The 17,302-nt window shown below is 71.4% G+C and carries 18 protein-coding genes; 7 read left to right on the top strand and 11 right to left on the bottom strand.

Annotated features, from left to right (window positions below; translation table 11 throughout):
- Positions 1 to 37 precede the first annotated feature (37 nt).
- Positions 38 to 541, top strand: coding sequence for a GNAT family N-acetyltransferase (locus ACO2Q3_RS04470; RefSeq protein ID WP_423305332.1), 504 nt, complete (start codon positions 38 to 40; stop codon positions 539 to 541).
- A gap of 78 nt (positions 542 to 619) precedes the next feature.
- Here the strand turns inward: ACO2Q3_RS04470 and ACO2Q3_RS04465 are convergent, their stop codons facing one another.
- Both ACO2Q3_RS04465 and ACO2Q3_RS04460 read right to left on the bottom strand, forming a co-directional pair.
- Complete coding sequence (locus ACO2Q3_RS04465) at positions 620 to 2,878, bottom strand: TonB-dependent receptor (RefSeq protein ID WP_423305331.1); 2,259 nt, start codon at positions 2,876 to 2,878, stop codon at positions 620 to 622.
- A gap of 176 nt (positions 2,879 to 3,054) precedes the next feature.
- Positions 3,055 to 3,675 (bottom strand): GNAT family N-acetyltransferase, encoded by a 621-nt coding sequence (locus tag ACO2Q3_RS04460; protein ID WP_423305330.1) that lies wholly within the window; start codon positions 3,673 to 3,675, stop codon positions 3,055 to 3,057.
- Between the two features lie 261 nt (positions 3,676 to 3,936).
- On the opposite strand from ACO2Q3_RS04460, the gene ACO2Q3_RS04455 reads away from it, so the two are divergent.
- The 3 genes from ACO2Q3_RS04455 (at position 3,937) to ACO2Q3_RS04445 (ending at position 7,097) form a co-directional block, all read left to right on the top strand.
- On the top strand, positions 3,937 to 5,313 hold the full coding sequence (locus ACO2Q3_RS04455) for a serine hydrolase domain-containing protein (RefSeq protein WP_423305329.1): 1,377 nt from the start codon (positions 3,937 to 3,939) through the stop codon (positions 5,311 to 5,313).
- Positions 5,314 to 5,367: 54 nt separating this feature from the next.
- On the top strand, positions 5,368 to 6,684 hold the full coding sequence (locus tag ACO2Q3_RS04450; RefSeq protein WP_423305652.1) for a PQQ-dependent sugar dehydrogenase: 1,317 nt from the start codon (positions 5,368 to 5,370) through the stop codon (positions 6,682 to 6,684).
- 122 nt (positions 6,685 to 6,806) lie between these two features.
- The gene (locus ACO2Q3_RS04445) at positions 6,807 to 7,097 is read left to right on the top strand and encodes an ArsR/SmtB family transcription factor (RefSeq protein ID WP_423305328.1); all 291 of its coding nucleotides are present in this window, start codon (positions 6,807 to 6,809) and stop codon (positions 7,095 to 7,097) included.
- A gap of 153 nt (positions 7,098 to 7,250) precedes the next feature.
- Here ACO2Q3_RS04445 and ACO2Q3_RS04440 read toward each other — a convergent pair whose 3' ends face one another.
- From ACO2Q3_RS04440 to ACO2Q3_RS04425, 4 genes are read right to left on the bottom strand one after another with little or no spacing between them, the layout of a single operon-like run.
- The gene (locus tag ACO2Q3_RS04440) at positions 7,251 to 8,180 is read right to left on the bottom strand and encodes a prephenate/arogenate dehydrogenase family protein (RefSeq protein ID WP_423305327.1); all 930 of its coding nucleotides are present in this window, start codon (positions 8,178 to 8,180) and stop codon (positions 7,251 to 7,253) included.
- Between the two features lie 4 nt (positions 8,181 to 8,184).
- Positions 8,185 to 9,327 (bottom strand): histidinol-phosphate transaminase, encoded by a 1,143-nt coding sequence (gene hisC, locus ACO2Q3_RS04435; protein ID WP_423305326.1) that lies wholly within the window; start codon positions 9,325 to 9,327, stop codon positions 8,185 to 8,187.
- Between the two features lie 9 nt (positions 9,328 to 9,336).
- Positions 9,337 to 10,086 carry a chorismate mutase gene (locus tag ACO2Q3_RS04430; protein WP_423305325.1) on the bottom strand — a complete coding sequence of 250 codons (750 nt, stop codon included), beginning with the start codon at positions 10,084 to 10,086 and terminating at the stop codon, positions 9,337 to 9,339.
- Between the two features lies 1 nt (position 10,087).
- On the bottom strand, positions 10,088 to 11,119 hold the full coding sequence (locus tag ACO2Q3_RS04425) for a DUF2125 domain-containing protein (protein ID WP_423305324.1): 1,032 nt from the start codon (positions 11,117 to 11,119) through the stop codon (positions 10,088 to 10,090).
- A 29-nt stretch (positions 11,120 to 11,148) separates the two neighbouring features.
- On the opposite strand from ACO2Q3_RS04425, the gene ACO2Q3_RS04420 reads away from it, so the two are divergent.
- Positions 11,149 to 11,700 (top strand): gamma-glutamylcyclotransferase, encoded by a 552-nt coding sequence (locus tag ACO2Q3_RS04420; RefSeq protein ID WP_423305323.1) that lies wholly within the window; start codon positions 11,149 to 11,151, stop codon positions 11,698 to 11,700.
- Here ACO2Q3_RS04420 and ACO2Q3_RS04415 read toward each other — a convergent pair.
- Genes ACO2Q3_RS04415 through ftsE form a run of 5 tightly spaced genes read right to left on the bottom strand, consistent with a single transcriptional unit; the run spans position 11,697 to position 15,764 of the window.
- Positions 11,697 to 12,602 carry a LysR family transcriptional regulator gene (locus tag ACO2Q3_RS04415; protein ID WP_423305322.1) on the bottom strand — a complete coding sequence of 302 codons (906 nt, stop codon included), beginning with the start codon at positions 12,600 to 12,602 and terminating at the stop codon, positions 11,697 to 11,699. The two genes, ACO2Q3_RS04420 and ACO2Q3_RS04415, sit on opposite strands and share 4 nt — an antisense overlap.
- A gap of 54 nt (positions 12,603 to 12,656) precedes the next feature.
- Positions 12,657 to 13,364 carry a lysophospholipid acyltransferase family protein gene (locus ACO2Q3_RS04410; RefSeq protein WP_423305321.1) on the bottom strand — a complete coding sequence of 236 codons (708 nt, stop codon included), beginning with the start codon at positions 13,362 to 13,364 and terminating at the stop codon, positions 12,657 to 12,659.
- A 24-nt stretch (positions 13,365 to 13,388) separates the two neighbouring features.
- A complete protein-coding gene (locus tag ACO2Q3_RS04405) occupies positions 13,389 to 14,009 on the bottom strand; it encodes a YdcF family protein (protein WP_423305320.1) in 621 nt (206 codons plus the stop codon).
- 43 nt (positions 14,010 to 14,052) lie between these two features.
- On the bottom strand, positions 14,053 to 14,964 hold the full coding sequence (locus ACO2Q3_RS04400; protein WP_423305319.1) for an ABC transporter permease: 912 nt from the start codon (positions 14,962 to 14,964) through the stop codon (positions 14,053 to 14,055).
- Complete coding sequence (gene ftsE, locus ACO2Q3_RS04395; RefSeq protein WP_423305318.1) at positions 14,961 to 15,764, bottom strand: cell division ATP-binding protein FtsE; 804 nt, start codon at positions 15,762 to 15,764, stop codon at positions 14,961 to 14,963. The genes ACO2Q3_RS04400 and ftsE overlap by 4 nt, the downstream gene beginning before the upstream one ends.
- Before the next feature lie 57 nt (positions 15,765 to 15,821).
- Here ftsE and ACO2Q3_RS04390 point away from each other — a divergent pair, with 57 nt between their 5' ends.
- Complete coding sequence (locus ACO2Q3_RS04390) at positions 15,822 to 16,736, top strand: MJ0042-type zinc finger domain-containing protein (protein WP_423305317.1); 915 nt, start codon at positions 15,822 to 15,824, stop codon at positions 16,734 to 16,736.
- Positions 16,737 to 16,751: 15 nt separating this feature from the next.
- On the top strand, positions 16,752 to 17,285 hold the full coding sequence (locus ACO2Q3_RS04385) for a phosphoribosyltransferase (RefSeq protein WP_423305316.1): 534 nt from the start codon (positions 16,752 to 16,754) through the stop codon (positions 17,283 to 17,285).
- Positions 17,286 to 17,302 lie beyond the last annotated feature (17 nt).

The raw sequence follows: 17,302 nt of genomic DNA, 5'->3' as shown, positions 1-17,302 counted from the left end.
GCCGGCTAAGCTGCGCCCCTCAAGTTGGGGGGCGCAGATGGCGCAGTTCGAGATCCGGCCGGTGCGGCCGGATGAGGCCGAGGCCTGGATGGCGATGCGCCTGGAGGCGCTTCTGGCGCATCCGCGGGCCTTCGGCGACAGCTATGAGGAAGCCGCGGCGCGGCCGATCGCGGAGCTGAAGGCGCGGCTGGCGGCGCCGGGGCCCGACGTGGTGCTCGGCGTCTTCGTCGGCGATGCGCTGCAGGGCACGGCCGCCTTCACCCTCGATACGGCGGCCAAGATGCGGCACAAGGCGCTGATGGGCGCGGTCTATCTCCGCCCGGCCGTGCGCGGCACGGGCGCGGCCGACGCCCTGATCGCGGCCATCGTCGCCCATGCCCGCCAGCACTGCGCCGTGCTCCGCGCGGTGGTCGCCCCGACCAACGAGGCGGCGCGGCGGCTGTATTTCCGGCACGGCTTCACCCCCTACGGCATCGAGCCGCGCGGCCAGCGCCTGGACGGCGTGGACTACGACGAGGAGCTGATCGCCATCGTCTTCTGAGCGCCGCGCAAGAAAAAGGGGAGGCCGCAGCCTCCCCCCGTCCTTCGGATCTGGCGATCCCTCGGAACCTGGCGTTGGTTAGAACTTGGTCCGCAGCTCGACGCCCCAGGTGCGGGGATCGTTGACGAAGCCGGTCAGGTTGTCGAAGTCGATGGCGCCTTCCAGCGAGACATCGTTGGTGATGTTGCGGCCGAAGAACGCCGCTTCCCACTTGCCGCCCTTGTAGGAGTAGCCGACGCGGATGCCGCCCTCGACGCGGTTCGGCGACTGGAACTCCTGCGACTGGTAGAGGAAGAAGCTCACCCGGCTGCGGTAGGACCAGTCGGTGAAGGCGAAGAACTCGCCGTCGCCGTAGGGCACGCCGTAGCGCGCGGTGATCGAGGCGATCCATTGCGGCGCGTTCGGCAGCGGGTTGCCGTTCAGCGAGGCCAGGCCGCCCGACACCGGGTCCGTGACGTGGCAGATGTTGCAGATCTGCGTGGTCAGGTTCGGGTCCTGCAGCTCGGTGTGGTTGTAGCTGATGCCGCTGGTCAGCACGAGGTGCTCGATCGGCTTGGCTTCCAGGTCCGCCTCGAAGCCGTAGCCCTGGGCGTGCTTGGCGTTCAGCAGGCGGTTGAAGTTGGCGCCGCCGCCGACCGCGGTGACCTGCAGGTTGTCGACCTCGTAATCGAACGCGGCGATGTTGGCCCGCAGGCGGTGGTCGAACAGGTAGGACTTCAGCCCCAGCTCGTAGGAGTACAGGGTCTCCTTGTTGGCCACGCTGATCGTGCTGCCGAACAGCAGCCGGCCCTGGATCGACGGCGCGCGATAGCCCTTGGCGATGCGGGCGTAGGCGCTGATGTCGCCGGTGATCTGGTAGTCGGCGCTGACGTTGAAGGACACGTCGTCGCTCTTCGGGTTGGCGCGCAGGATGCCGGTGGGCGGCGCGCCGATCGGCGAGAGGGTCTGGGCCGCCTCGAAGTTCTTCTGGTCGTTGGTGTAGCGCAGGCCGGCCGTCAGGGTCAGGTTGTCGGTAGGCTTGTAGTTGGCGGTGCCGAACAGGGCCCAGGACTTGGTCGTCTGGTGCTGCCAGGCGAAGCCGTCGAGCGCGCCGCCCGCCAGGGTGTTGTAGTCGAAGCTGTTGATGTTGACGGATTCATAGAAATAGAACGCGCCCACCTGGTAGTGGATCTGCGGCGTGGCGTCGCCGGCCAGGCGGATTTCCTCGGTGATCTGGTGGTGCTTGGGCAGGCCGTCGGCGCTCTCCGAGGGGAACGGGATCAGGCCGGGGCCGGACGGCGGGGCGAACACGGCGCCAAAGCCGCCGTCGATGTCGCCGTGGCTCAGCGTGTGGGCGTGCTCATAGGCGGTGATCGACGTCAGCTTCATGCCGTTGCCGAAGTCGTAGTTCAGGTTGACCGAACCGCCGGTGGCGTTGACGTGCTGGAACGAGCGCGATGCGGCGTCCTGGGCGATGTGGTCGCGCTGGAAGCCGGCGACGATCTGGTCGGTGCCGGACTGGATGATGTTGGCCCGGAAGATCTGCGGCGAGCCGTTCAGATGCATGTGGTGGAAGTTCAGCAGGGCGCTTAAGTTCGAGGTCGGGGTCCACAGCAGCTGGCCGCGCACGGCGTACTCGTCATAGCCGCCGGCTTCCTTCTTGCCGTCGAAGTCGTTGGTGATCCAGTCGTTGCGGTGCTGGTAGAGGCCCGACAGGCGGCCGTACAGCACGCCGTCGGTGATCGGGCCGCCCACGGCGCCCTCGGCGTTGACCGTGCCCAGCGAGGCGTAGGAGGCGCTGGCGTAGCCGCCGAAGTCCTTGCCCGGCTTGACGCTGTCGAACTTGAGCACGCCGGCGGGAGTGTTGCGGCCGAACAGGGTGCCCTGCGGCCCGCGCAGCACTTCCACCTGGTCGATGTCGAACAGCGGAATGCCCTTCAGGATCGGGTTCTCCAGCACCACGTCGTCGTAGACGAACGACACCGGCTGGGAGGCGTTGAGGTCGAAGTCGGTGTTGCCGAGGCCGCGGATGTACGGCCGCGGGAAGGTGCGGCCGAAGCTGGATTCCAGCGTCAGGCTGGGCACCCGCGAGGACAGCATGCGGATGTCGTCGCCCCCGGAGGCGATCACTTCCAGGTTCTGCTTGTTGATCGCGGACATGGCCAGCGGCACGCTCTGCATGTCGGCGGCTTCGCGCGTCGCCGTCACGGTGACGGGGGCGACGGCGGTGTCGGCGTTGGCGTCGGTGCTGGCCTGTGCGGCCGCGGTGGCGGCGAACGCCTGGCTGGCGCAGCCGGCGAACAGCAGGGCGGAGAGGGCGCCGGCGGTGCGGCCCCAGGTGCGGATCGTGTTGGACATCAGGCTCATCCCCATGGCGCGGCCGACAGAAACGCTGTCATGCCGTCGTCATCGACTCGTTGCGGAAGTGTCGCCATGCAGGCGCGATTTTGCAGCGCGGCGTCAATGCTGCATGTGCGCAATACTGACGGTTGTGACGCCGCGTGACTGCGGCGCCACATTTCCTCCGTGTACGGCTAAGGCTGATTCTCCGCCCGCGCGGCGGCCCATTCGTCCGCCAGGATCGCGTACAGATAGCTGTCGCGCCAGCCGTCGTGGGCCTTGGCATCCTGGCGGAACAGCGCCTCGCGCCGCATGCCCAGCTTCTCCATCACCCGCCACGAGCCGATGTTGCGCGCATCGCAGGTGGCGATCATCCGGCGCAGGCCCAGGGTCTCGAAGGCGTTGCGCACGACAGCGCCGGCCGCCTCGGCGCCGAGCCCCTGGTTCCAGTAGGCGCGGTTGAAGGAATAGCCGAAGTCGCCGGTTCCGCTCTCCGCATCGAGGATGGCGAAGCGGACCGCGCCGATCATCCGCCCGTCGGTCTTGTGGTGCGCCGCCATGTTGACGACCGGGCGCGGCCAGCGGCGCTGGTCCTTCAGCCAGCCGTCCAGCACCTGGCGGGTGATCTCGGGCGTGTTCGGCCCCCAGTTCATGTAGCGCACCACCTCCAGGTCGGTGGCGTATTCGTGGACGTCGTCGAAATCGTCCTCGCGCACGTCGCGCAGGATCAGGCGCTCCGTCTCCAGCGGCAGCCAGCGCGGGACGGTGGGTCTTCGGCGGCCCGGGCCGCGCGGGGTTGCAACGGGTTTCTTCATGGTGTCCTTCCTGGGTTCAAGCGCCGCCGGGAAGGATGGTGGACCCTGCCGCAACGGCGGGGTCCGTGGTCGTCAGCGTCCGGTCAGACGTCGGCAACAGACCCCGGGGTGGGGGCGGAGCAATTCGAGGCGCCGATGCGGATCGTGATGACCATCCGCGCTGCATAGACGAATTCGGCAGGCCTGTCAGGCGCCGCTCTTCCAGCTGCGGCGCGATCGGGCCTATCGTCGGCCAAGCTTCGTTCGATGAAGGACCGACCCATGGCCAAGTGGCTGCCCGCCGCGCTCGACTACGCCTCGCAGTGGGCGGCCTACAAGGTGCGCCTGCACGAGTTGCCGGGCGTCTCCCTGGCCGTGCTGCAGGACGGCAAGCCGGTGCTCACCGCCGCCTACGGCCACGCCGACCTGGGCGAGGGCGTGAAGCTGACCCCAGACCACCAGTTCCGCGTCGCCTCGCACTCCAAGTCCTTCACCGCCGTGGGCGTGCTGAAGCTGGTGGAGGCTGGGCGCCTGCGCCTGGACGACCGCGTGGGCCAGCACGTCAAGGGGCTGCACAAGTCCCTCGCCCGCGCCACGGTCGGACAGCTGCTCAGCCACAGCGCGGGGGTGATCCGCGACGGCGCCGACGGCGGCCAGTGGGCCGACCGCCGGCCGTTCCTGGACGAGTCCGAGCTTCGCGCCGAGCTCGCCGTGGCCCCGGTGCTGCCGGCCAACACGCGCATGAAGTACTCCAACCACGGCTTCGGCCTGGCCGGGCTGATGATCGAGGCGGTTACCGGCGAGCCCTACGGCCAGTGGATGGCCCGCGAGGTGGTGGCCAGAGCGGGGCTGAAGCACACTTGGCCCGACACCCCGACGCTGGAGATGGACCGCCTGGCCAGGGGCCACGGGACCAAGCTGCTGCTGGGGCGGCGGGCGATCATCCCTGGCGACAACCCGACCAACGCCCTGGCGGCCGCCACCGGCTTCGTCAGCACCGCGGCCGAACTGGCGCGGTTCTTCAGCCAGATCGATCCGCAGGCGAAGAAGAGCCTGCTGCACATCGAGAGCCGGCGGGAGATGACCCGGCCGCACTGGAAGGTGCCGGATCTCTCCATCGAGCAGCACTACGGCCTGGGGACCATCCAGGGCCGCATCGGCCCCTGGGAGACGGTGGGTCACTCCGGCGGCTTCCAGGGCTTCCTCACCCAGACGGCGGTGCTGCGCGGCCAGGGGCTGACGGTGAGCGTGCTGACCAACGCCATGGACGGCACGCCCGGCTTCTTCCTCGAGGGGATCGTGCGCATCCTGCAGGCCTTCGCCGCCGCCGGCCCGGCGCCCAAGAAGCTGGCGGACTGGTCGGGCCGCTGGTGGGGCGGGCCGTGGGGCGCGCTGGACCTGGTGCCGCTGGGCGACAAGGTGCTGGTCGCCTCGCCGGCGCTCTGGAACCCCTTCGCGGACGCGGCCGAGCTGACGGTCGGCAAGGGCGATGAGGCCCTGATCGCCAAGGCCAGCGGCTTCGCCAGCCACGGCGAGACGGCGCGGCTGGTGCGCAGCCGGTCGGGCAAGGTGGCGGAGGTCTGGGTCGCCGCCTCGCGCCTGCAGACCGAGAAGGCCGCGGCCAAGGAAGTGCGCGCCCTCTACCGGCTGGCGGAGTAGTCTCCGGGCGCCGGCGAATCCGGCCAAGGGCGTTCGGGAGGAACAACAGTGCGTATGTATGTGAAGGCGGCCGCCGGGTTTGCCATGACCGTGTCAGCGGCGGCGCTGCTGGCGTCGTGCTCTCCTGGCCCGAAGGTCGGACCCAACGCCACCTATGGCCCGCACCCGACGCTGGTGGATCAGGCGCACGGCATGATCCCGGTGGTGAACATCGCCAAGGTGGTGGGCTGGCCCGCCGGCCGCACCCCGGTGGCCGCGCCCGACCTGAAGGTGGCGGCCTTCGCCACCGGCCTCAGCCATCCGCGCTGGATGCTGGTGCTGCCCAATGGCGACGTGCTGGTCGCCGAGAGCGACGGGCCCGGCTATGAGAAGCCCACCGGCATCCGCGGCGCCGCCGAGAAGGTGCTGATGAAGGACGCCGGCGCGGCCACCGCCAGCCCCAACAAGATCATCCTGCTGCGCGACACCAACGGCGACGGCGTCGCCGACCTGAAGACCGAGCTGGTCGGCGGCCTGAACTCGCCGTTCGGCATGGCCTTCATCGACGGCCGGCTCTACGTCGCCAACACCGACTCCATCGTCAGCTTCCCGTTCACCCCGGGCGAGACGAAGATCGCCGCCGCCCCCGCCAAGCTGACCGACCTGCCGGGCGGCCCGATCGACCACCACTGGACCAAGAACATCCTGCTGACTCCCGACGGGACGAAGTTCTTCGTCACGGTCGGCTCCAACAGCAACGTCGGCGACAATGGTCCGGCCGCCGAGCAGAACCGGGCGGCGATCCTCGAGGTCGACCGCGCCACGGGCAAGTGGCGGGTCTACGCCTCCGGCATCCGCAACCCCAACGGCCTCGACTTCGAGCCGGTCACCGGGACCTTGTGGACCGCCGTCAACGAGCGCGACGAGCTGGGCGACAACCTGGTCCCCGACTACATGACCTCGGTGAAGGAGGGCGCCTTCTACGGCTGGCCCTACAGCTACTACGGCCAGCACCTCGACACCCGGCCCAAGGACAAGCGACCCGACCTGGTGGCCAGGGCGATCGCGCCCGACTACGCCCTGGGCGCTCACACCGCCTCGCTGGGCCTGGCCTTCGACCGCGGCGACCTGCTGCCGGCCAGCTACAAGGGCGGGGTGTTCGTCGGCCAGCACGGGTCGTGGAACCGCTCGCAACCGTCCGGCTACAAGGTGATCTTCGTCGCCTTCAAGGACGGCAAGCCGGTAGGCTATCCGCGCGACGTGCTGTCCGGCTTCCTGGACGACAAGGGCCAGGCCATGGGCCGGCCGGTGGGGGTGACCTTCGACAAGGCCGGGGCGCTGCTGGTGGCCGACGACGTCGGCGGCGCGATCTGGCGGGTGACGCCGAAATAGTCCCCGCGCGGGGGCCGGCGTGGTCACGGCGTGGGCAAATGACCGCGCCGTGGCGATTTCCAGACCGGGTCGGGCCACCGCCGCGCTAGGATCGTCGCCAGACCCCGCAGAGCGGACCGCCGATGTCGATCGCCGTCACCTTCGAAGCCCTTGGCGACGCCAACCGCCGGCAGATCATGGCCTATCTGGCGGCCGGCGAGGCCCCGGTCGGCGAGATCGCCGATCAGTTCAACGTCTCCCTGGCGGCGATCTCCCAGCATCTGAAGGTGCTGCGCGACGCGGGCCTGGTCACCGTGCGCAGCCGCGCCCAGCAGAGGCTCTACGCCATCGCCTCGCCGGCGCTGGCGGAGGCCGCGGGCTGGCTGATCGGCTTGGCCGAACGCGCGGTGGCGGCGCAGATGGCGGACAGCTGAAAGGCCAGGGCCTGGCTGCAGCCCCCATCCCCCGCTTCGCGGGTACTTCCCCCTGAGGGGAAAGAGAACGGAAGCCGAAGCCGTGAATCTCTTCCCCCACTGGGGGAAGTACCGCCGAAGGCGGGGATGGGGGCCCCTGGCGCAGAGCCGGCGTCACCCCTTGCGGTTGCGCCCGAAGTTGGGTTCGGCGCTTTCCTGGCCGGCGGTGATGATGCTGCGGCGGATGTCGCGGGTGCGGGTGAACAGCTCCTGCAGCTTGTCGCCCTCGCCCCAGCGGATCGCCCGCGACAGCGCCTGCAGGTCCTCGGTGAAGCGGCCCAGCATCTCCAGCACCGCGTCCTTGTTGGCCAGGAACACGTCGCGCCACATGATCGGGTCGGAGGCGGCGATGCGGGTGAAGTCGCGAAAGCCGCCGGCGGAGTACTTGATCACCTCGCCGCGGGTGACCTCCTCCAGGTCGGCGGCGGTGCCGACGATGTTGTAGGCGATCAGGTGCGGCAGGTGCGAGGTGACGGCCAGCACCAGGTCGTGGTGCTTGTCGTCCATGATCTCCACCTGGCTGCCCAGGGCCAACCAGAAGTCGGTCAGCCGCTCGACCGCCTCGGCATAGGCGGCGTCGGTGCGGGCCTGCGGGGTGAGGATGCACCAGCGGCCCTGGAACATCTCGCCGAAGCCCGCCTCCGGGCCGGACTGCTCGGAGCCGGCGATCGGGTGGCCCGGGATCGCGAAGCAGGTGGGCGGCACCACCTTGGCGAAGGCCTCGCTGACCGCGGCCTTGACCGAGCCCACGTCGCTGACCGTGCAGCCGGGCTTGAGCGCGCCGGCGACCTGCTCCGCCGCCGTGCCGATCGCCAGCGGCGGCGCGGCGAAGATCACCAGGTCGGCGCCCTCCACCGCCTGGACGGGATCGTCGGCCACCGTGTCGGCGAACCCCAGCTCGGCGATCTTGGCGCGCGCGGCGGGGCTGGCGTCGTAGACCGACACCTCGCCCACTACCCCGGCGGTGCGCGCCGCGCGGATGACGGAAGACCCGATCAGGCCGCAACCGATCACCGCCAGCTTCTGGTACAGCACCCCCGTCACGTCCTCAGCCCTTCAGAAACGCGGCCAGGGCGTCGACCAGGGCGCGGTTGTGCTCTTCGAGACCGAGCGTGATGCGCAGGTGATTGGGCAGGCCGTAGCCGGCGACGCCGCGCACCAGCAGCCCGCGGCTGGCCAGGAAGGCCTCCGCGTCCGGCGCCCGCCGGCCGTCCGCGTCGGGCAGGCCGACCAGGATGAAGTTGGCGGAGGACGGCACCACCTCCAGCCCGAGGCCGCCCAGCTGCTGCACCAGCCAGGGCCGCCAGTGCTCGACGTGGGCTCGCGAGCGGGCCTGGAATTCCTCGTCGCCCAGCGCCGCGACGGCGGCCGCCTGGGCGGGGATCGAGGTGTTGAACGGCAGGCGCACGCGCTCCACGGCGTCGGCCACCGCCGCCGGGGCGTAGGCCCAGCCTACGCGCAGGGCGGCCAGGCCATGGATCTTCGAGAAGGTGTGGGTGACGACCACGTTCGCGGCGCCCCGCGCCAGCTCCAGGCCGTCGGTGTAGTCCGGGGCGCTGGCGAACTCGGCATAGGCGCCGTCCAGCACCAGCAGCACGCTGGGCGGCAGCTCGGCGTGCAGCCGGGCGATCTCCTCGGCGCGGATGATGGTGCCGGTCGGATTGCCGGGGTTGGCGACGAAGACGATGCGGGTGTGCTCGTCCACCTGCGCGATCAGGGCGTCGACGTCGATGCGGTAGTCGGGCTCGGCGGCGAACTTCACCGTCCCCCCGGCCCCCCGCGCGCCGATGGCGTAGGCGCCGAAGCCGAACTCGCCCTGCACGATGTTGTCGCCGGGGGCGATGTAGACCTGGTTCAGCAGGGCGAAGATCTCGTCCGTGCCGCAGCCGAGGATGATCCGCTCCGGCTCCAGGCCGTAGCGGGCGGCCACGGCGTCGCGCAGCAGGGTCCCGCGGCCGTCCGGATAGAGGTTCAGCTTGCCGGCCACCTCGCCGAAGGCGGCCTGGGCCAGGGGGCTGCAGCCGAGGATGTTCTCGTTGGCCGACAGCTTGACCGGTTCGGCGACCCCGTCGGCCCTGGCCTTGCCGGGGACATAGGGGCTGATGTCGAGGATGCCGGGCTTGGGCTGCGGCGTCGCGGCCTTGAAGCGATCGCCAGGGGGGAAGCGGTCGGCGGAGGTCTGGGCGTTCATGGCGCGCTCTTACACGTCGAGCGGCGTCGGCGCAGCCCCGATCACGCCGGAAAGGCGCCCCGGGGCGCGCGCCAGCCGCGGATCGTGCGCCTGGTAGAAGCCGACCAGGGCGAACAGCTTCAGCCCGCCGGCTTCCGCCAGCGGCTCCCCGGCCACGCCGTCGCGGGCGAGGGCGGCCAGCACGCCCGACGCCGGACCGGGGGCGTCGGTGACCCAGAAGGTCTGGTCCGCGCCGGTGGGCTCCGGCGCCGTCTGGGCCACGGCCAGGGCGGTGGTGTCGCCCAGCTGCGCCAGGCAGGGCAGGGCGGCGAACACCTGCAGCGCCGGCTCGGCCAGCAGCCGGCCCCACCACGGCTTGCCCGCGTCCAGCGGCAGGATCGCCACGGCGCCGGCCCGGGCCGCGGCCAGGGCCGCCTCCGGCTGCGGCTGCAGGGCCAGGCGCGCGCTGCCGAAGCTGAGGCGGGCGTGGTCGACAGCCCGGCCGGGATCGGCGCCGGCGCAGAGGGCCAGGGTGACGGGCGCCTGGGCCGCGCGGGCCTCGGCCACCAACTCGCGCCAGATGCGCACCAGCGCCGGCGCCCGCAGGCCGCCCGCGCGCACCCGGATCAGTCGGCGCAGGGTGTGCTCCTCGTCGGCCGAGACCAGGCTGCGCGGGCCTGCCGCGGCGATCGCCGCCGACGCGGCCGCCACCCGCTGGGCGAGCCGGCGCAGCAGCGCCAGGTCAAGGTCGTCCTCAGTCTCGATCTCGGTCGCGGTCACGTCAGAACACCCTCGGCGCCGGGCCGATGACCACCGGGCCCAGCTTCGTCTGGCCGTCCTGGAAGTCGAGCACCATGTGCGCCACGTCGCCCTGCTGGGCGGCGCGGGCCGCCTGCGCCCCCTGGCTGGCGGCGGCCGGCGTGATCCGGCCGGCCTCGCCCATCGCGCCCAGCGCCTGCGGCGCCTGGCGCAGGCTGGCGTTCAAGGAGCCGGACACCCGGCCGACGTCCGAGACGCTGAGCACGCCGCTGCGGGCGTCGAGGATCGACTCGCCCGCGGCGATGGTCAGCTGGCGCACCTGGAAGCGGCCGCCGGCGCGTCGCCAGCTGTCCACGGCCGTCGGCCAGCTGCCGCCCCGGAACTCGGCGGCGTTGGAGAAGATGGCGTCGGCGGTGATGCCGACCGGCTTGCCCTGGGCGATGCGGGCCATCAGGCCGGTGAGGTTGGCCTGCGCCTGGTCGAGGCCGACATAGACCGCCCCCTGGTCGCCCGGTCCGGCCCTGAGGTGCAGGTCGAAGCCCTTGGCCGCGCTGACGAAGTATGGTCTCGCCCCTGGCGCGGCGGCGAACGTCAGGTCCTCGCCCTGCACCGACAGGCGCGGCGGGTATTCGCCGAAGTGGGAGACGCTGGCCCGCAGCACCTTGGCCTGCACCGCGACGCCGCCGTCCCGCGGCCGGGTGAAGGTCGCGCCCTGCGGAGCCGCCAGGATCCAGTGGCCGGGATCATAGGCGTTGGCCTCCGCCTCCAGCCGCGGCAGCTCGAGGCCCCAGCCGGAGGGCTCGCCGATGCGCACCCCGGTCAGGTGCAGGTCCAGGCGGAAGGGGAAGCCGTCGATCCGCCGGCTCGTCCAGCTGATCGGATAGCCGCCGGCCGTCAGCCGGGCGCGCGCCGCATCCATCTGCTGTTCGGCCTGGCGCTCGATCCAGAACCAGGCCCCGCACCAGCCGACCGCCAGCACCACGGCGATGGCATAGGGAACATATAGACCCGTACGTCGGACTTTACGCGGGCTGGAAGGATCGGGCAGGGTCATGAAAAGGCTTGGCGGACAACGGGTCGGCGATGAGTGAGAGCGCGGCGGACGCGCGGTGGGTGTTCGGTTACGGCTCGCTGATGTGGCGGCCGGGGTTCGCCTTCTTAGACCGGCAGCCGGCGACGCTCCATGGGCGCCGGCGCGCCTTCTGCATCTATTCGGTGCATCACCGCGGCACCTACGAGCGGCCGGGCCTGGTGCTGGGCCTGGCGCCCGGCGGCGCGGTGCGCGGCATGGCCTACCGCGTGGCGGACGCGGCCTGGGAAGAGACCTACGCCTATCTGCGCGAGCGCGAGCAGCCGACGGAGACCTATGTCGAAGCCCGGGTGGCCATCCGGCTGGCCGACGGGCGGCGGCTGGAGGCCCTGACCTTCCTCTCCGACGTGAGCCACCCGCAGTGGGCCGGCGCCCTGACCCTGGACCGCCAGGCCGAGCTGATCACGGGCGCGGTGGGCCTGTCCGGACGCAACGAAGACTATCTCGCCGACCTTGTCGGACACCTGCGCGAGGAAGGCATTCGCGACCGGTCCATGGAGGCTCTGCTGGCCCTGGTGCGCGAGCGCGAGGCCGCCGGGGTCTAGTCGGAGACCGCCGTCCGGATCTTCTCCAGCAGCCAGTCCACCGCCGGATCGGGCCCCTCGCGGCGCATCGCGTGCACCGTGAACGGCTTCTGGGCGAACGGCGGGGTCAGCACCTGCAGCCCCAGCAGCGGGGCCTGGCGCTCGGCCAGGCGGCGGGGGCAGGTGACCAGGGCGTCCGAGACGGCGGCCATTGACAGCGCGGTGAGCCAGCGCGGCACGACGGCCAGGGTGGCGATCGCTCTCCGGTCGGGCACCGGCTCCTCGGTCGAGTTTTCGCCGGAGGCGGCCGAGAAGATGTGCCCGGTGGCGACATAGGCGTCGAGGTCCATCGTTCCCTGGATGCGCGGATGGCCGCGCCGGGCGACCACGGCGTATTCGTCCTCGAACAGGGGCTCGGCTACGACGCCGGGCGGCGGCGGACCGAAACGGCCCAGGGCCAGGTCCAGCTCGCCCCGGCGCAGGGCGTCCAGGGTGCGGCTGTGCGAATGGGTGGTCAGGGTGAAGGCCACGCCCGGCGCCTCGGCGCGCAGCATCTGCAGCAGCGGCCCGCCGACCAGCACCGCGACATATTCCGAGGCCCCGATGGCGAACCAGCGGTCGGAACGCGCCGGCTCGAATCCGCCCTCCGGCGACAGGGCGCTGTCGGCCAGCTGCAGCAGCGCCTCGATGCGGGGGGCCAGTTCCAGCGCGCGGCGGGTGGGCTCCAGGCCATGCGGTCGGCGGATGAACAGCGGGTCTTCGAACAGCTCGCGCAGCCGGCCGAGCGCGTGGCTGATCGCCGAGGCGCTGAGCCCTAACCGCTGGGCGACCGCCTGCGCCTGGCGACGGCGCAGCAGCTCGCGCAGCACCAGCAGCAGGGTCCCGTCCAGCCGGCGGATCTTGTTGAGATCGAAATCAGCCATGGCCGACTTCGATAATCCTCAAATCGCCAAACCGGAAATCGGGCGGCCGGCGGCCTATTCCGTCAGTAGCGCGCGCGACGCCGTCTCGGTGCGCTCTTCCAGCAGGCGCATGAACTCCTTGCGCGGCAGGCCGGCCGGGATCGGCTCGAGGAACTCGTAGACGATCTTGCCGGGGATCCGGCGGATGCCGTGCGCCGGCCAGTGGACGCCGGAGTTGGTGGCCATCGGCACGCAGGGCACGCCGAGTTCGCGATAGAGCGCCGCCACGCCCGGCTTGTAGTCCGGGGCCGCGCCGGGGTCATGGCGATGGCCTTCGGGGAAGATCACCACCTGGCGCTCCTCCTTCATGCGGTCCTTGGCGTCCGCCACCAGCTTGCGCAGCGCCTTGGCGTGGCCGTCGCGGTCCAGCACGATCATGCCCGCCTTCAGCGAGTACCAGCCGTAGAACGGGATCGCCATCAGCTCCTTCTTCATCACGTAGCTGAAGTCGTCGAAGACGGCGAAGGGCCCCATGGTGTCGTACATGCACTGGTGCTTGGCCGCGACCAGCACGCGGCCCTTGGGCAGGTGCTGCAGGCCGCGGAACTCCACGCTGATGCCGCAGATCGGCCGGATCATCGCGTTGACGCCCCGGGCCCAGAACGACATCGCCCAGATCATCCAGCGCCGAGGGGCCAGCAGCAGGGGGATCATCAGCAGGCCGATCACCACCGACCAGGCGTAGAAGACGATCATCCACAGGATCGAACGGAGCAGGATCAAGCAGCTTCCCCCAGCAACGCCGCCCTATCGCGCCGCGGTCTGAGCGACTGGGGTATGGGCTTTCGCGCCGGCGCTCAAGATCGCCTCGCGCACCAGCACCGCCAGGTACTTCACATATTCGAGGGTGATCCGCCTGGCGCCGTCGGTCGAAGACGCCCAGTGGTGGGCGTCGTAGGCGGGCGTGGCCACCGGATAGGGGACGATTTCCACCTCCGGCATCGACGACTTCAGCTCCAGCAGCGCCCGCGGCATGTGGAAGTCGGCGGTGACCAGGATCAGCCGCTTGTAGCCCATGGCCCGGGTCCATTCGGCCGTCTCGCTGCCGTTGCCGATGGTGTCGGCGGCGGCGAAGCCCAGATCCACGCAGCAATCGAATACCGGCTTGGCCGCGCCGGTGACGCCCAGCATGTCCTTGCGCGTGGTCTTGCGGTTGACGCCGCTCACCAGCAGGCGCTGGCCCTTGCCCGCCTCCAGCAGGCGGGTGGCCGCTTCCAGACGTTTGTCCGAGGCGCCGGTCAGGGCGACGATGCCGTCGGCCGCGGCGGGCTCCTCCGCGGGAGTCAGCCGCGCGACCCGGTCGGCGAAGGCCAGCAGACCGGCCGCCCAGATGGCCAGGGCCACCAGGATCCCCGCCAGCCCTCTCACGGCCGGCCCCTCACGCGAGCGGCGGCATGGCAGGCGTCCCGGTTCACGGCATGCGTCCAAGCACGCCCTGGGCGGTCAGGCGCGCGGTGACGGCGGCGATCAGGGCGGCAATGAACGGGCAGGGCAACGGGGCCAGCAGATCGGTCCACGCCACCGGCAGCAGGGCGGCGATGGTCTGTCCCCCCGACGAGAGCTTCAGGGCGGCGGCCGCGGCGGCGGCCAGCACGCCGCCCCAGAGGCCGGCGAAGAAGGCCATGCGGCCGAAGCGCGCCTGGAACTGCCGGGCGACGAAGGCGTCGGTGGCGCCGGCCAGGTGCAGCACCGTGACCAGCTCGTGACCGGTGGCCAGCCCCTGGCGTGTGGCGAAGGCGATCAGCGCCGCGGCCGCGGCCAGGATCATCACGAAGAGGCCGCTGGCCGCCCAGCGCGCCACGGCGCCGGCAGCCGTGATCTGCCGGGTCCACAGGCTATGGTCATCCACCGTGGCGTCCACCCCGGCGGTCTTCAGCGCCGCCTGCAGCGCCGCCGCATCGGCCGGCGCCTTGCGGTCCAGTTCGACTGCCACCAGTCGCGGCACCGGCAGGTCCGCCGGCAGCGGATCGGGCCCGAGATAGGGTTTGATCAGCGCCTCGGCCTTGTCCCGCTCCAGGGCGCGCGCCTCGGTGACGCCCTTGACCCCGGCCAGCGCCTCGGTCGCCCGTGCGGCGGCCGCGTCGGCGCTTTCACGCTCGCTGGCGCGAACCACCACGGTCGCCGAACCCACCAGCTGCGAGCGCCAGCCGTCGGCCGCGCGGCTGGCCGCCAGGGCGCCGATCACCGACAGGCTGGCCAGGCAGCACAGCACGACCAGAACGAACAGGAGGGTGAGCTGACGCCCGTCGCTTTCGGGGAGCATGGGCGCGGGCCACCAGCGCTTGACGTCCAGGGTGGCGGCGAGGGGCGCTTCGCTGGTCATGCCTCCTCGCTCCCGGCCGCGAAGTCCTGCGTTGCCTCGGGGGCCGCCCCCGGCGGCGGGTAGGGCGCGCGCGAGACGCCGTCGTAGCGGGTCAGGCGACCGTTCTCCAGGTGCAGCACCGGCTTGCCCGAGCGCGCCACCAGCTCCTCGTCGTGGCTGGCGATCAGCACCGTGGCGCCCATGCGGTTCAGCTCGGTGAACAGCCGCAGGATCCTCAGGCTCATGGCCGGATCGACATTGCCCGTGGGTTCGTCGGCCAGCAGCAGGTCGGGGCGGTGGATCACCGCCCGGGCGATGGCAAGACGCTGCTTCTCGCCGCCCGACAGCGCCTGCGGCATGGCGTGCATGCGGTGCGACAGCCCGACCCACGACAGCAGCTCGGCCACGTCCTGGCGATAGGTGGTCGGCTTGCGGCCCAGCACGCGCAGCGCCAGGGCGGCGTTGTCGAACGCCGACAGGTGGTCCAGCAGGCGGAACTCCTGGAACACCACGCCGATCCGACGCCGGACGAACGGCCGGTCCTTGGCCTTCACCTCGGCGACGTCGCGCCCGAACAGCTCGATGCGACCGCGCGAGGCGTGCTCGGCCAGGTAGATCAGCTTCAGCAGCGTCGATTTGCCCGACCCCGAGGTCCCGGTGAGGAAGTGGAACGAGCCGCGGGGCAGGGAAAACCCTACGTCGCGCAGGACTTCCGGTTCGCGCCCATAGCGCATGGACACGCCCTCGAAGGCGACGACCGGCGCGTTTTCTGCGGATTGGGCGGCGTCTTCTGCCGTTGAGTGATCGGCGTTTCTGGACATAAGACCCGAAATCGGCGACCTCGAAGTGATCCTGGCCCGGGTAACCGATTCTTCGGCATGATACTGACCTGTCCTGAGTGCGCCACCGGCTATTTCGTCGACGACGCCCAGATCAAGCCGGGCGGCCGGATGGTCCGGTGCGCCTCGTGCGGCGCGCGCTGGCTGGCGCAGCCCGACACCCCGCTTGAGCTCACCAGCAGCGAGTCCGAGGGCGCGGTGGCGAAGGAGCCGTCGCCGGCCGACCTGGAACCGTCGGAACTGACCGGCGACGACCTGCCCAAGGTGTTCCGCGAACGCGCCAGCGAACAGGAGAAGATGCGCCAGGCGAGGCTGGCCGGCCTGGTCTGGGGGGGCGTGGCCCTGCTGGTGGTCGTCGTCGTGGTCTGCCTGGTGGTGTTCCGCGAGGCGATCGTGCGCGCCGTGCCCTCCACCGCCGCGGCCTACAAGGCCATCGGCATGCCGGTGAACCGGGTGGGCCTGACCATCGAAGGCGTGCACGCCGAGCCGGCGCTGCAGGACGGCCACGCGGCGCTGTCGGTGTCGATGACGGTGCGCAACGTCGAGGATCATCCGATCGACTCGCCGCCGCTCAGCATCGTGCTGCTCAACGCCCAGGGAAAGCGGGTGGGGGGCCAGATCGTGCATCCCGCCAATCCGCGCATCGCGCCCGGGGAGCAGAAGTACTTCACCGTCGCCATCCTCGATCCGCCGCTGACGGCGCACGACCTGGAGGTGACCTTCGCCATGGACGCCATCGGCCGCACGCCGACGGCGCGCCCGGTCGCCCATCCCGTGTCCGCCGCGACGCCCGCGCTCGCGCCGGCGCCCGCCCTGCGCGGGGCGGCCTCGCCGGAAGAGCCGGCGGCCGGCGGCGACAGCGCCGCCGTGGTTCCGATTTCGCCCGCCGCAGCGGCGGGCGCCTCGACGGCTGCGCCGGCCCCCGCTAAACCCGCCGCTCCCGCCAAGCCCTGAGTTCGGAGCCCCCCCATGGCCGACGTTCCCGCTGGTCTCGAGGTCCTGCTGGACGAGGCCGGGGTGGCCGCCTGCGTCGCGGCGCTTGCCGAGAAGATCGCGCCGCGCGTCGACGACGACACGGTCGCGGTCTGCCTGCTGACGGGCGGGCTGTGGTTCGCCGCCGACCTCACGCGCGCCCTCGCCCGGCTGGGCCGGCACGTGGCGTTCGACGCCCTGTGGCTGGCCTCGTACGGCGACGAGCGCGCCAGCCGCGGCCGCTGCGAGGTGCGCGCCGACCTGCAGCGTCCGCTGGCCGGGCGACGGGCGCTGGTGGTGGACGACGTGTTCGACACCGGCCTGTCGCTCAGCGAGGCGGCCCGCCTGGTGCGCGACGCCGGTGCGGCAGAAGTGCTCACCGCGGTCTTCGCCAGCAAGCCGTGGCCCACCCCGCGCGCCATTGAGCCGGATTTCGTCGCCTGGACCGCGCCGGCCCGCTTCCTGGTCGGATATGGCATGGATGTGGGCGGCAAGATGCGCGGCCTGCCCTTCGTCGGCGCCGCGGACTGAGGCGCATTGTCGAGGCT

It is taken from the genome of Caulobacter sp. KR2-114, assembly GCF_049446115.1.
Lineage (GTDB): Bacteria > Pseudomonadota > Alphaproteobacteria > Caulobacterales > Caulobacteraceae > Acaudatibacter.
Note: the sequence above shows the minus strand (reverse complement) of the source record. Positions and strands in the feature narration are given on the sequence as shown.